The 13341-nt window shown below is 35.8% G+C and carries 14 protein-coding genes; 7 read left to right on the top strand and 7 right to left on the bottom strand.

Annotation, left to right across the window (positions count from 1 at the left end; all coding sequences use genetic code 11):
* Positions 1-19: 19 nt before the first annotated feature.
* The 4 genes from L2586_RS12000 to L2586_RS11985 all read left to right on the top strand — a co-directional run bounded on the left by L2586_RS12000 (position 20) and on the right by L2586_RS11985 (position 4792).
* The gene (locus tag L2586_RS12000) at positions 20-559 is read left to right on the top strand and encodes an RNA polymerase sigma factor (protein ID WP_235293144.1); all 540 of its coding nucleotides are present in this window, start codon (positions 20-22) and stop codon (positions 557-559) included.
* Positions 556-1875, top strand: coding sequence for a hypothetical protein (locus L2586_RS11995; RefSeq protein ID WP_235293143.1), 1320 nt, complete (start codon positions 556-558; stop codon positions 1873-1875). Before L2586_RS12000 ends, L2586_RS11995 begins: the two co-directional genes overlap by 4 nt.
* Before the next feature lie 52 nt (positions 1876-1927).
* The gene (locus L2586_RS11990; RefSeq protein WP_235293142.1) at positions 1928-2920 is read left to right on the top strand and encodes a hypothetical protein; all 993 of its coding nucleotides are present in this window, start codon (positions 1928-1930) and stop codon (positions 2918-2920) included.
* A 180-nt stretch (positions 2921-3100) separates the two neighbouring features.
* Positions 3101-4792 (top strand): glycosyltransferase family 39 protein, encoded by a 1692-nt coding sequence (locus tag L2586_RS11985; protein ID WP_235293141.1) that lies wholly within the window; start codon positions 3101-3103, stop codon positions 4790-4792.
* On the opposite strand, the gene L2586_RS11980 is transcribed toward L2586_RS11985, so the two are convergent.
* From L2586_RS11980 to L2586_RS11965, 4 genes are read right to left on the bottom strand one after another with little or no spacing between them, the layout of a single operon-like run.
* Entirely contained in the window at positions 4793-5719 is a 927-nt protein-coding gene (locus L2586_RS11980; protein WP_235293140.1) for a glycosyltransferase family 2 protein, read from the bottom strand.
* Positions 5716-6789: a glycosyltransferase gene (locus L2586_RS11975; protein ID WP_235293139.1), complete on the bottom strand. Its 1074-nt coding sequence runs from the start codon at positions 6787-6789 to the stop codon at positions 5716-5718. The genes L2586_RS11980 and L2586_RS11975 overlap by 4 nt, the downstream gene beginning before the upstream one ends.
* A complete protein-coding gene (locus L2586_RS11970; protein WP_235293138.1) occupies positions 6786-8705 on the bottom strand; it encodes a RecQ family ATP-dependent DNA helicase in 1920 nt (639 codons plus the stop codon). The genes L2586_RS11975 and L2586_RS11970 overlap by 4 nt, the downstream gene beginning before the upstream one ends.
* A 25-nt stretch (positions 8706-8730) precedes the next feature.
* On the bottom strand, positions 8731-9618 hold the full coding sequence (locus L2586_RS11965; RefSeq protein ID WP_235293137.1) for a DUF6089 family protein: 888 nt from the start codon (positions 9616-9618) through the stop codon (positions 8731-8733).
* Between the two features lie 181 nt (positions 9619-9799).
* Between L2586_RS11965 and L2586_RS11960 the strand changes: the two genes are divergently transcribed.
* Together L2586_RS11960 and L2586_RS11955 are read left to right on the top strand one after the other, a co-directional pair.
* Positions 9800-11464 carry a S8 family peptidase gene (locus tag L2586_RS11960; protein ID WP_235293136.1) on the top strand — a complete coding sequence of 555 codons (1665 nt, stop codon included), beginning with the start codon at positions 9800-9802 and terminating at the stop codon, positions 11462-11464.
* Positions 11465-11879: 415 nt separating this feature from the next.
* Positions 11880-12077 (top strand): hypothetical protein, encoded by a 198-nt coding sequence (locus L2586_RS11955; protein ID WP_235293135.1) that lies wholly within the window; start codon positions 11880-11882, stop codon positions 12075-12077.
* A 1-nt stretch (position 12078) separates the two neighbouring features.
* Here L2586_RS11955 and L2586_RS24465 read toward each other — a convergent pair whose 3' ends face one another.
* On the bottom strand, positions 12079-12207 hold the full coding sequence (locus tag L2586_RS24465; protein WP_262914151.1) for a hypothetical protein: 129 nt from the start codon (positions 12205-12207) through the stop codon (positions 12079-12081).
* A 36-nt stretch (positions 12208-12243) separates the two neighbouring features.
* On the opposite strand from L2586_RS24465, the gene L2586_RS11950 reads away from it, so the two are divergent.
* The gene (locus tag L2586_RS11950; RefSeq protein ID WP_235293134.1) at positions 12244-12384 is read left to right on the top strand and encodes a hypothetical protein; all 141 of its coding nucleotides are present in this window, start codon (positions 12244-12246) and stop codon (positions 12382-12384) included.
* A 5-nt stretch (positions 12385-12389) separates the two neighbouring features.
* Here L2586_RS11950 and L2586_RS24460 read toward each other — a convergent pair whose 3' ends face one another.
* Both L2586_RS24460 and L2586_RS24455 read right to left on the bottom strand, forming a co-directional pair.
* A complete protein-coding gene (locus L2586_RS24460; protein ID WP_262914150.1) occupies positions 12390-12512 on the bottom strand; it encodes a hypothetical protein in 123 nt (40 codons plus the stop codon).
* Positions 12513-13083: 571 nt separating this feature from the next.
* The gene (locus L2586_RS24455) at positions 13084-13209 is read right to left on the bottom strand and encodes a hypothetical protein (RefSeq protein WP_262914149.1); all 126 of its coding nucleotides are present in this window, start codon (positions 13207-13209) and stop codon (positions 13084-13086) included.
* Positions 13210-13341: the final 132 nt, after the last annotated feature.

Here is a 13341-nt window from a genome sequence, read left to right as displayed (position 1 = left end):
TATGCCATTAAATCCATTAATGTTGACCGAAAAGGAGATTATAGACGGATGCAAAGCAGGAAAATCCAATGCTCAGAAAGCTTTATTTCTGAAATATGGACCTATTATGCTATCTGTGTGCAGAAGATATGCTCGACATCAAATGGAAGCTGAAGATTTTGTGCAGGATGGATTTATTAAAGTTTTTAGACACATTGATAAATTCAAAGAAGAAAGCAAACTAGGCACTTGGATAAGAAGAATTATGATTAACAACGCACTCAAACACGTTTCAAAGTCTGCATTTAAAAGGGAAAGCATCGGTATCGCGGATAATTACGATCAAGATATCGATGCTGGAACTTATGCTAAGCTTTCAGCTGAAGAAATCATGAAATTAGTCAACGAATTACCGACTGGATATAAAATTGTTTTCAATCTATATGCCATAGAAGGATATTCACATAAAGAAATTGCTGAACAACTAGAAATAGGAGAAAGCACTTCGAGATCACAACTATTAAAAGCAAGAAGAATGCTACAGGAAAAATTCATTGAACTTCAAAAAATTGCCGTATGAAGGAAATGGATAAAATACTTCGGTCAAAACTTTACAATCATGAGTCTGCACTACCAGATGATCTTTGGAGTAAGATTGAAACTGGGATCGAAAAGAAGAAGAAAAAAGGATTTATCTGGTTCCTTTTCGGTGGAATTGGTTTGCTAGGGATACTATCAGCGACGATATACTTTAGTGGTTTTATGGATAGCGATCAAATGAGCAACGTACCACTTACGCTTTCACCTGTTTATGTTGTTGAACAATCTATTCCAGCTGAACCTCAGCAGGTTGAAAAACTAGGTATCATTGACAAAGAAGAAAAAGAACTAAGTATTCCTATAATAGATGGCACAAAAAAAATCAGAAAAGATTTAGTTCATCAGCAGATTTCTAAACCTAGCATTCCAGAAATTAAGAAAGTACTTATATCGGCTCAAGAAAATGAACAGCATAAGATACTTGTAGAAAGGGAGGAAAATTTAAAAATTGACATACCTAAAATAACGGTTTCACTGCCTGCACTGATTAACAATAATGAAAGGTCATTCGGCGATCCTGTAGGTTGTCCTACATTTTCGAAACGAAATAGAGCTAACTTATTTATAGAAGCATATTATCAGCCGCTTTTTGCTTATTCACAGCTGTCTTCTAATAGTCCAGAGGTCGGAGAGCAATACCTCAAGCTGCGAAAAGATTCAGAAAGCAATCTGTATTCTTGGTCTACAGGCATAAATGTAGGTTGGATTTCAGATTATAATGTCGGTGTGAAAGCAGGAGCTGAATATGAAGTGATCAATGAACGATTCACTTATGAAGATCCAGCAGCGATTAGGAATCAAACAGTCATTACAATAGATACGATCTTTAATGGAGATGGCACTTTCGATCTGACATCTGATACTTCAGTTGTTCAAATTTCAGGGGCTGAAATTCAAAAGATTCATAATTATCATAGGACTTTAAGTATTCCTATCCATGCACTCTACCAAATGAATTTTAACAATTTAGCAGTAGAATTAAGTGGTGGACCAATATTTAATATTTACTATAAAAATAGAGGTAAGATAGTAGATCCGTCTAATCAAGCTCAATGGTTCACAAACGGTGAATCTGGATCATATAATGTTTATAAAGACCGCCTCAGTGTAGGATTTTCACTCTCTGTAAGTGCATTGTACTCCATTAATGAGCACATACAATTATTTGCGAGACCGACATTTAAATACACACCAGGAACCATGAGCGTAAGTTCTAGTCCATTTAACCAGACTTACATGAATACTGGCTTATCCTTAGGAGCTAGATATTATTTTTCAGGAAATCCTAATTACTAAGCAACGAATGAGAAAGACAAAGAGTCATAATAATAAATTAAAAAAAGGAATGATGAAATTTAAATTAATCGCGTTCCTGTTTACGATAGTTATATTTTTTAGTAGTTGTTACAAAGATGAATTCAAATTTACAGCGGATGAAACTCCAGAAGTTGTAGATCCAGGAGACATCAGTAATTTCTTCGCACAGGTTCCTAACAAATTCGATTCTCTAGTTTTCAAAGCTGAAGATGGAATAATCATTGTGACGGAAAACCAAACCATTATTGAAGTGTCCCCAGGATCACTTCTCGATCAGTCAGGAAATTTTGTTACCGGTGATGTAGATTTTAAATACATCGAAGTTCTTAATCCAGCTGAATATGCTTTTTATGGACTGCCTACTATTTCGAATAAGCAATTGCTTAGAACCGATGGCGTCTTTAGATTCGAGGCTAGACAAGAAGGCAAGGAGCTCTCGTTCAAAGGTGGCAGGGGTGTAAGAGTTAGGCTGCCAGATGACAATCCAGAAGAAGGCATGCAGCTCTTTAGAGGAGAAGGTAGTGGAGATGATTTTAACTGGTCTCCGATTTCTGATGCGACTGGATCACCTAATAACACTGACATTATTTTGAATGAGTGGTTTCTTAATATAGATTCTACAGGTCAGGATTTTCTTCAAGGGTTTGGGTATGAATTTACTTGTGAATTATTCACTTGGATTAATGTGGACATATTCGTTGACATTCCAGAGGATGAAAGAACGACAGTTTGTGTGGAGCTCCCTGAAATGTTTACCAACAAGAATACGACGATCTTCATGTTATTCAAAGAATCTAAATCCATATTAGGACTTAATGGAGATGCGGAAAAGATGCAATGGTGTGAGCCGTACGGTGCTACTCCTAAAGGGTTCGAAGTCACTTTCATAGTGATTTCACATCAAGGAGATGACAAATATTACTTTGCACTAAAAGATGCAACCATCGTGGAAGATCATTTAGAATATATAGAACCAGAAGAAACTACAATAGATGAAATCGTTAAAGAAATAGAAAACTTATAAAATAGTTAGTTGCAAGATTTCGTAAACAGGGCCCGGGGAAGATCGAAAGATTTTTTTCGGGCTATTTTAGTTTAATGTCAAATATTAACTCAGATAGAAATTTAAAATATTATGAAAAATGATCATATTACATTCAAGTTAATTTATATCTATAGAGCTGATCTCTAAATATGTCCATGCATGGCCCAAAAGAAGAAAAATACCAAAAAAGCTAGCGTCAAGCCACAAACCAAACGTGTTAATCCAAAACCGAAAAAATCTATCAACGTCAATTATGACTATATATTCCTTGGATTACTCATTGGGTTAATCATTTTAATCTACTTTATCAGAGTGAACTTTTTCGATATGCCACTCGAAAGAGACGAAGGAGATTATGGCCTAGCTGGTAAGTTAATCTTAGAGGGAGCCACTCCATATGTCGATGTCTTCGAGCAAAAACCTCCTGGGTTATTCTATAGTTATGCTTTTGTAGAAGCACTATTCGGTACCAGCTCCAGGAATCTTCACGTAGGTTTTATGGTGGTAAATATGGTAACGGTCGTCCTCTTAGCCTATGGGATTAAGTTCATCATGAATCCGCTAGCAGCTATCGTTGCGGCTTATGTATATGCCATACTGAGTATCAATCCATATGCATCCGGTTTCGCCGTCCAAGCGGAACACTTACTAATCTTTTACGTCAGTATTTCTTTTTTCATGCTGGCGTATTTTTACAAATCTGAAAATAAATTAGCGCTGATTGCTGCCGGTGCAGCTGTCGCATGGTCGGCCACCATAAAGCAAAATGGAATTTTCTTTATTGCGGCTATGACCATTGGTGTCGGTGCGATTCACTTAGCGAAGCAAAAACTGGATCTACGAAAGCTAATTATCGAATATAGTTATTTGGCCATTGGTGGCATCGGAATGTTCATTATCGTCTGTCTATTGATGCTTGTACAAGGTGTCTGGCAGGAGTTTATTTTCTGGTCTATTACATTTCCTCGAGAATTCTACATTTCTGAAATCCCATTCTCACAAGGGATGACCTTTATGAAAGGTTATTTTACAAATATCAGTGCTTATGATATATGGATGTGGTATGGCGGCATAGCAGGTCTTGTTTTAGTACTTTTTTCTAAACTAAAATGGGGCATTAAAGTCTGGATTATAACGATCGCAGCATTTGCCTTTTTCTCTATATGGCCAGGATATAGATTCTACGGTCATTATTGGATACAATTGTTTTTTGGAATCGCTATTGCAATGGCCGCATTGGTATACAGTATTACAGATTTACTCTCAAGAAAGCTGAGCAAACCTATCAGTTACGGAATTCCACTACTGATTTTTATCGTTTTCGCTACTTTCTATTTCAATAAAAATAAGGGATACTATTTTTCTCCCAACGCGGACAGCATTATGAATGCGATATATGGTGATAACCCATTTGTGGAATGTAGAACCATTGCAGAATTCATTAAAAGCAAGAATCCAGATCCAAAATCAGACAAATTACTCGTCGTAGGTTCTGAGCCACAAATCTTACTAGAAACTGGCCTTCAGAGCCCTACTCCATTTACATTCATCATGTTCATGACGAGTACGCTGGAGATTAACAAGGAGTGGCAAAGAGCGTATTTAGAAATGATGAAAAAGAATGAAGCGAAGTATGCGGTCTTGGTATTTCATCCCTTTTCTTGGCTTCCGCAAAACGAAGAGGCCAATCAGTTTTTCAGAGAGACTTATGCACACCTTTTAGAACACTATAAAGTGATCGGAGTTGCAGATATCTTAAATGTTACCCAAACGGTATACAAATGGGACGCTGAAGCAGGTGCCTATCAACCGCAAGGCGATAAGTATGTACTCGTATTCGAACGAAGGTAATTACTTAGATTCTGAATAGAAGTCTTTCACGACAAATAGTGGGCGATCTCTTGATTCGTCATAAATTCGGGTGATGTACTCTCCCAGTATTCTAATGGAAACCAATTGGACACCGCCAAAGAAAATAATAGCAAGAATTAGTGTGGTGAACCCTTGAGGAACTTCTCCCCAGAACATCCTTTTAGACAACAAATATACCGTATAAATCAAGGTCAATGAAATCGTAAAAAAGCCTAGACTTCCTAGAAATTTAATCGGGAAATTACTGAAACTAAAAACTCCATTTGCTGCCAGTTGTAGCAACTTTGCAAAACTATACTTCGTTTCTCCTGCTTGCCGACTATCTCTTTCATATTCCATGCCTACTTGCTTATAGCCAACCCAGTGCCTAATCCCTCTAATAAATAAGCTTTGTTCTGGATATTTAATAATATGATCTTTTACACGTTTCGTCATTAAGCAAAAATCACCACTGTCTAGTGGAATATTCTCGGCGGACATGAACTTAAGCATCCGGTAGTACAACCAATATGAAAACTTCTTAAAAGCTGATTCTTTCCGCTTCTTGCGAACAGCGTAAACGACATCGTAGGATTCTGATTTCAACTTATTGAAAAATTCCTCGAACACTTCAGGTGGATCTTGAAGGTCTCCATCCATTATGCCGATGAAGTCACCTGACGCATAATTCAGTCCTGATAAGATAGCTTTTTGGTGACCGAAGTTTCTCGACAGATCAACAACTTTGAACCTATTATCTTTTCTATTATAGGCAACTAATTTTTCAAGACTCGAATCTGAACTTCCATCATTAATGCATATTATCTCGAAAGGAAGACCAATTTTTTCCAAAGCACTAGTCGTCCTAGTGTATAATTGATCGATAATCAATTCTTCATTGAAAACTGGAATGACAATAGAAATCATAAGCTATTGAATATTTTTAAAAGAGTCTTACTTTCATTTTCCCAGCATAAATCTTTGGCTGCAATTCTAGCATTTTTCCGCTTTTCGGATAGCAACTGTTTATTTTCAACTAGATTCATGATGTTTTGAGCAAGTTCTTGTGCATTATTAACATCCGTTATAATACAACAATTATACCTTTCATTGATCTTCACATATTCTGGGAAAGAATTATTCAAACTTGGAATTCCTGCTTGAATATAATCAAAGAACTTATTCGCAAGACTATAGTAATAACTTCTCGAGCTATCGTCTAATAAGTTATATGCCAATGTTGCTTTTTCCGTAAGTCTATATAATTCATCTGGATGAACCCAAGAATGAAACACAACATTTTCTCCCGATTGCTCTCTAAGTACTTGACTCAAGTCACCCTCTCCTATTATCCACACCTCGTAATCTTCAGGTAGGTACTTAGCACTATCTACTAGCAAGTCTAATTTTCGACCTTGATTGATGACACCTTGATAAAGAATCACTTTTTTAGAATGTGGATTGCGAATTTTAGATAACTCATGAAAATATGGAACATTCCGAACAGTTTGAAAAGGAATTCCATGCATTTCAGAATAAGTTTGTGCAATCGTTCCGCTCACCGTATAAGCCGAATCAGCCTTTCTAACAAACTTCTTCCCTACCCATTTCCAGAATTTCTGAACATTTTTCCGATGGACTATTTCGATCGATTCCTCATAAAATTCATGCGCATCAAAAACCAGTTTTGTACCGCGGAATCTAGAAGAAAGTTGGGCTGCTATAATGGTATCATAGTCTACTGCAACCACAATATCAATCTTTCTGAGCAATAACATTAGAAAAACTCTCAAATTAAAAAATGCGTAAAACAGAAAGCCTTGATTAAAAAGCATCCTGATCCGAGTTACTTTAATGTCTGGATAATCGGTGTTTTCACCATGAAGGTTTCTACATATAATTTCAATATCATAATGTGTTTTTAAAGTTTCTACACACCGTTGGATCCTTCGGTCATATACATAGTCATTCGTAATACAGATTGTAATTTTCTTCATTTCCCTTGGGTCAATCTAAAGTAATTCTTCTCATATCTGATTTCTTCTTTTTCTAATAGCGACTTCAATATTTCCTTTAATTTACTTTGTTTATTCCACGGCCAAAGTTCTATTAAATCGTCGATTCTTCCATTCTTTTTTGAGAGCGATGACAAAATAAGGTGTCGTGCTTCGTTATATTCCTCTTCATTGTAATGAGTTTCAAAAGCACCTTTACAATAATCACAGACGCCACATGGTTCTTTAGAGATTTCACCAAAATTAGCTAGCAGTTGATTAGCACGGCATTCTTCATTTAAGACGTAATTTACGACAGCCTCGAATCTTTCCTTTTTAGCTTTATAGAATTGCCTTAATGCTTTACCATCCAAGCTTAAATTTGATTTTGGTAATCTTTCTGTTAAGTAAGTGATTTTTTCTGATCCATCATCATGGATATAATTAAAAATATCTTGTTTCACACCTTGGGCAATAACAGAGAATAAATGCTCAGGAGACCACTTGTTTTTTAATCGAATAGGTTCTAGAGAAACAGAAACATAACCATATAATAATCCTTCATAATTCCGAAGCAGATGTTTGACTAAGATAGACAAGTCTGAAGTTTGATTCAAAAAATTATTCAATGTTGACTTCCCTGCTTTAATTAAAAATTTATCACTTGTGAAAAAAGACGAACTAACAGATAGGTATTCGTTTTTTTCTAAAGTTTGCAGTGCTGATTTCAATTCTATTTTGTTGGACTTTATTTTTTCCAGAAACTGTTCGGTATTCATATTATATCCTTTCCCGATGCCGTCACCAACTGCAATATGAAGAAAAGTACCTAATTCATGGTAGATCTCTTTAATCCTAGCTGGAGAAGGAATCCCTTCCGCATAGTGAAATTCTAACTCTTGTAGATCATAGTTATTAAATAACATGACGGCATATGAAGATTGACCATCCCGACCTGCTCTACCAATTTCTTGAATATATTCTTCTAAAGAAGGTGGCAGATCGTAATGCATAACTAATCTTACATCAGGTTTGTCTATTCCCATTCCGAACGCACTGGTACATACGATGCATTCAATCTTATTCTCTAGCCAATCCTGCTGTCTTTCTTGCCTTACTTTTATAGGAATATCTGCATGATATATAGCGGATGTAATACCATTTCTAGAAAGTGCGGTATGGATTTCTTTACAATGCCGTTTGTTTCTAGCGTATACAATTTTAGATCCTTTAATTCTCTTAGAAAACCTTATAATATTATCAACCTTCCGTGTTGACTTAACAACAGAAATAGAAATGTTAGGTCTAGAGAACGATGATTTGAAAATTCGGTGATTTTCGTCAAAGTCCAAGTAACTTAGAATATCAGCAATGACATTTTGAGTAGCTGTTGCTGTCAATGCTAGAATGTGGTGGTCAGGAAAATGCTCTTTTATAGATGTTAATCCGAGGTAAGATGGTCTGAAGTCATGTCCCCACTGAGAAATACAATGCGCTTCATCAATTGCAAAAAAAGAAACTTTCATCTGCGATATCCTCGCCATAGCCAGCTTCGAATGAAACTTTTCAGGTGATAAAAACAAAAATTTTACTTTTCCATAGATACAGTTATCAAGAATTTCATCTTGTCGCTTCTTGGATTTGCCAGAATGAATACTTTCTGCCATGATTCCTTTAGACTTCAAACCTTTTTCTTGATCTTCCATTAATGCAATCAATGGCGAAATCACAATACAGATTCCTTCTTTCATCATTGCTGGTAGCTGGTAGCACAATGATTTACCACCACCTGTTGCCATAAGTCCTAATGTATCATGACCTTCTAGGACTGCATCAATGATGTCAACTTGATTCCTCCTAAATTCGGAATACCCCCAGTATTTTTTTAGAATTGTGTATTTATCTGCTTGCTCACTCATAGAAAGTGTACAAGATAAGGATAGTTTAAAACTTCGGACACTTTGAAGTATTCGATTTCCGATTTCTACTTCTATAATTGTTGGATGAACCGAAATCTACCAGATTATATGAAATTCCGATATGGAGCGTAAAATAATAATCTCGTATATCAGGATTTCCTCTTCTTCTACCATTCAATTCACCAATAGTTTCCTCCATTGCTCTATGGGACAACTGAGCTGCCACTTCGCCTCTATTTTCTAGTAATACGTTATAATCAGGATAGGTAGTACTTAAGTCATCGATATAGTCAGTAAAAGTTAACCGCCATGATAGCTCAGTATTAAAATTAAACGATTCATTTATTTTAAATTTTAGACCACCACCGAAAGGTACAGCTAACTGATATAATGAATAAAAATCTCTATCTGGATATTCCGCTAATCCTTGTCCTTCCGTTCCTAACTTTTGTAATTCATATTTTTGACCATCTAACTCAGCAATTGGGTTAAAATAAAAACCACCTATACCGCCCATTGCATAAAGCGTGAATAAACTCCCATCATCTAAAGGTTCATATTTGAAAATATTAATTTCCCCTGTCAGAGCAATTTCATATAAGTTCGTATAAAATGATAAATTTCTATTTTTAATACCTTCAGATTGAGACGTTGCATCATCAGCTCCAAGGCTAGCATAAGTTAATCCTAATTTGAAATTCAAATATGGATTCAAATTATATCTGATAAATCCAACGGCTGAAGCTCTAGAAGTTCCTAGGATCACTCCTACATTATCGGAAGACATATCTCCATTATAATTGGATAGTCCTATACCACCTCCAGCTTCGAAGTAAGAAGTTTGGGCGCTCAATTTGCTTTGAAATTGGCCTATAAAAAGAAATAGAAAAAACAGAATGTTAAAGACTTTCAAAAAAATTGTTTTGTTATCAAAATATTAAAATGGGAACAAATTATTTACTTAACTCGTTCACAAGTATATTATTATAAAACTTATCAAAAAACAATCCAAATGTAACATATATTATTTTTGTATTAAGAAAATGATACATTTGCGGATTATTTTTTTTCAAAATCATTATTAAAGAGAAACAATGAAATTTATTAAGCTATTTGCACTGATCTTAATCACTCAAAATCTTGTAGGACAAGGCCAACCTTCTACCGATTGGTTTCATATGGATCCAACCTCTAGTGTTGTTCCAGGTATTGCTACTGATAAAACTTATGAAACCGTATTAAAAGATAAGCCTTCACAAACGGTTATCGTTGCAATCATCGACTCAGGTGTAGACGTTGAGCATGAAGATCTTAAGGATATCGTATGGGTTAATGAAAATGAAATTCCAGATAACGGTATCGATGACGATAAAAACGGATACATCGATGATATTCACGGCTGGAATTTTATAGGTGGTGCGAATGGTGTAAATGTAGGTCCTGATACTTACGAAGTAACTAGAATGTACAAAAAATATAAGTACAGATACGATGATGCGGATCCTGAAAAACTAAACAAAAAGCAAAAAGAAGAGTATAAATTGTTTCTTGAGTTCAAGGAAGAAGTAGAAAGTAAAAAAGCTTCAGCTGAAAACAACTACAACAAGATTCTTGAAAATGAAACCTTGTTGATAGGAGCCATTAACGCTTTAAAATCTGAATTAAAAGGTAAAGCAATTACAATTGAAAATATAAGAGCTATAGAATCAGTAGATCAATCTGTAATGATTGGGAAAAGCATCTCTGAGAATTTTATTGTTTCTGGTGACACACTTGAAAATTTCTCTCCTATTGAAGATGAAATTAATACTCAATTAAAAGCTGCTAAAGACCATTATAAAAATCAAATGGACTTTGCTTACAATACTGATTTTGATTCAAGAAAAATAGTAGGTGATAATTACGCTGATCAAAGGGAACAGTTTTATGGCAATAATGATGTAGAAGGCCCAGATGCGTTTCACGGAACTCACGTTGCAGGTATTGTTGCAGCTTCTAGAAACAATGACATCGGTATTAATGGTATTGCTGACAATGTTAGAATCATGTCTGTAAGAACAGTTCCAGATGGAGATGAAAGAGATAAAGATGTTGCGAATGCGATCAGATATGCAGTTGACAATGGAGCGTCTATTATCAACATGAGTTTCGGAAAAGGATATAGCTGGGATAAAAGTGTCGTAGATGATGCAGTTCGTTACGCTAGAAAAAATGATGTTTTATTGGTTCATGCAGCTGGAAATAGCTCGCAGAACAATGATATTACTGATAATTTCCCGAACAACACCTACGAGAAGAAAAAACTATTCGGTAAGAAAGAAGCGGATAACTGGTTAGAGGTAGGAGCATTAAATTGGCAAACAGGTGAAAACCTTGCAGCACCCTTTAGTAACTATGGAAAGAGTGAAGTTGATGTATTTGCACCAGGAATGGCAATTTATTCAACGACACCTAATAACGAATATCAAAATGCACAAGGAACCAGTATGGCTTCACCAGTTGTAGCAGGAGTTGCTGCAGTTCTTAGATCATATTTTCCTGAATTATCTGCATCTCAAGTTAAAGAGATCATTATGAAGAGTTCCGTACCTCAGAATATTAAGGTAAGAAAGCCAGGAAGTGATGAGATGGTTAATTTTTCTGATTTGAGTCAAACTGGAGGAATTGTGAATTTGGAGAAAGCTGTTGAGCTTGCACAAAAAACAAAGGGCAAAAAGAAAATTAAGAAATCAAAGAAAATGAATAATTCTAAGGCTTAAGTTAAGCCTTGGGTAGAAAGGATACGAGAGCTGCACATGTAATTTGTGCAGCTCTTTTTTTATGCTGTTGATTGATGAGGTAGAAAAATTTCATAGTATTATCTACAGTACAGATCCATTTAGATCTGTAAGCCGAGAAAAGGTTATTGTGCTGGCGAGGATTGCAGAGCTGAATGGATGGGCGCGTAGAAAAAAACTCATGGTATCACATAAAGTGATGCTATGAATGTTTTTTTTGAAGAGCGTTCGATCATAAAAATGGCTCATCAGTCCCTACAGATTGTATTTGATATCATCTCGATTTGAATTATCTTCATCTTAAAATTTTCCAGATATAAGCATACAATCATTACGGGCTTAAAGGTCCATTTTTATACTATTTCATACCCATCGGCTCTGCAATCCCTTCATTAGGATGTTCTTTAATTTTCATCAATATCAACTTCTAGAAGCACAATCACTATTCTCTAGCATGACCACGTTCGGGCGTACAGATCCATTTAGATCTGTAAGCCGAGAAATGCTTTGTGCGCTAGCGAGGATTGCAGAGCTGAATGGAATAAAAATGGCTCATCAGTCCCTACATATTGTCATTGATATCATCTCGATTTGAATTATCTACATCTTAAAATTTCCAGAAACAAGTATACATTCATTACGGGCTTAAAGGTCCATTTTTCATACAATTTCATACCTATCGGCTCTGCAATCCCTTCATTAGGATGTCCTTTAATTTTTATCATTATCAACTTCTAGAAGTACAATCACTATTCTCTAGCATGACCATATTCGGGCGTACAGATCCATTTAGATCTGTAAGCCGAGAATGGATTAGTGCGCTAGCGAGGATTGCAGAGCTAAATGGAATAAAAATGGCTCATCAGTCCCTACAGATTGTTATTGATATCATCTCGATTTGAATTATCTACATCTTAAAATTTTCCAGATATAAGCATACAATCATTACGGGCTTAAAGGTCCATTTTTTATACAATTTCATACCCATCGGCTCTGCAATCCCTTCATTAGGATGTTCTTTAATTTTCATCAATATCAACTACTAGTAGCACAATCACTATTCTCTAGCATGACCACGTTCGGGCGTACAGATCCATTAAGAAAGATCTGTAAGCCGAGAAGGGATTAGTACGCTGGCGAGGATTGCAGAGCTAAATGGATGGGCGCGTAGAAAAAAACTCATGGTATCACATAAAGTGATGCTATGAATGTTTTTTTTGAAGAGCGTTCGATCATAAAAATGGCTCATCAGTCCCTACATATTGTCATTGATATCATCTCGATTTGAATTATCTACATCTTAAAATTTTCCAGATATAAGCATACAATCATTACGGGCTTAAAGGTCCATTTTTATACTATTTCATACCCATCGGCTCTGCAATCCCTTCATTAGGATGTTCTTTAATTTTCATCAATATCAACTTCTAGAAGCACAATCACTATTCTCTAGCATGACCACGTTCGGGCGTACAGATCCATCCAAGATCTGTAAGCCGAGAAGGGATTAGTGCGCTAGCGAGGATTGCAGAGCTGAATAGAATAAAAATGGCTCATCAGTCCCTACAGATTGTATTTGATATCATCTCGATTTGAATTATCTACATCTTAAAATTTTCCAGATATAAGCATACAATCATTACGGGCTTAAAGGTCCATTTTTTATACAATTTCATACCCATCGGCTCTGCAATCCCTTCATTAGGATGTCCTTTAATTTTTATCATTATCAACTTCTAGAAGTACAATCACTATTCTTATACATTATCAAGTTCGGGCGTACAGATCCATTTAGATCTGTAAGCCGAGAAGGGATTAGTGTGCTGGCGAGGATTGCAGAGCTGAATGGTTAGAATAAC

The organism is Portibacter lacus (assembly GCF_021533215.1).
Lineage (GTDB): Bacteria > Bacteroidota > Bacteroidia > Chitinophagales > Saprospiraceae > Portibacter > Portibacter lacus.
Note: the sequence above shows the minus strand (reverse complement) of the source record. Positions and strands in the feature narration are given on the sequence as shown.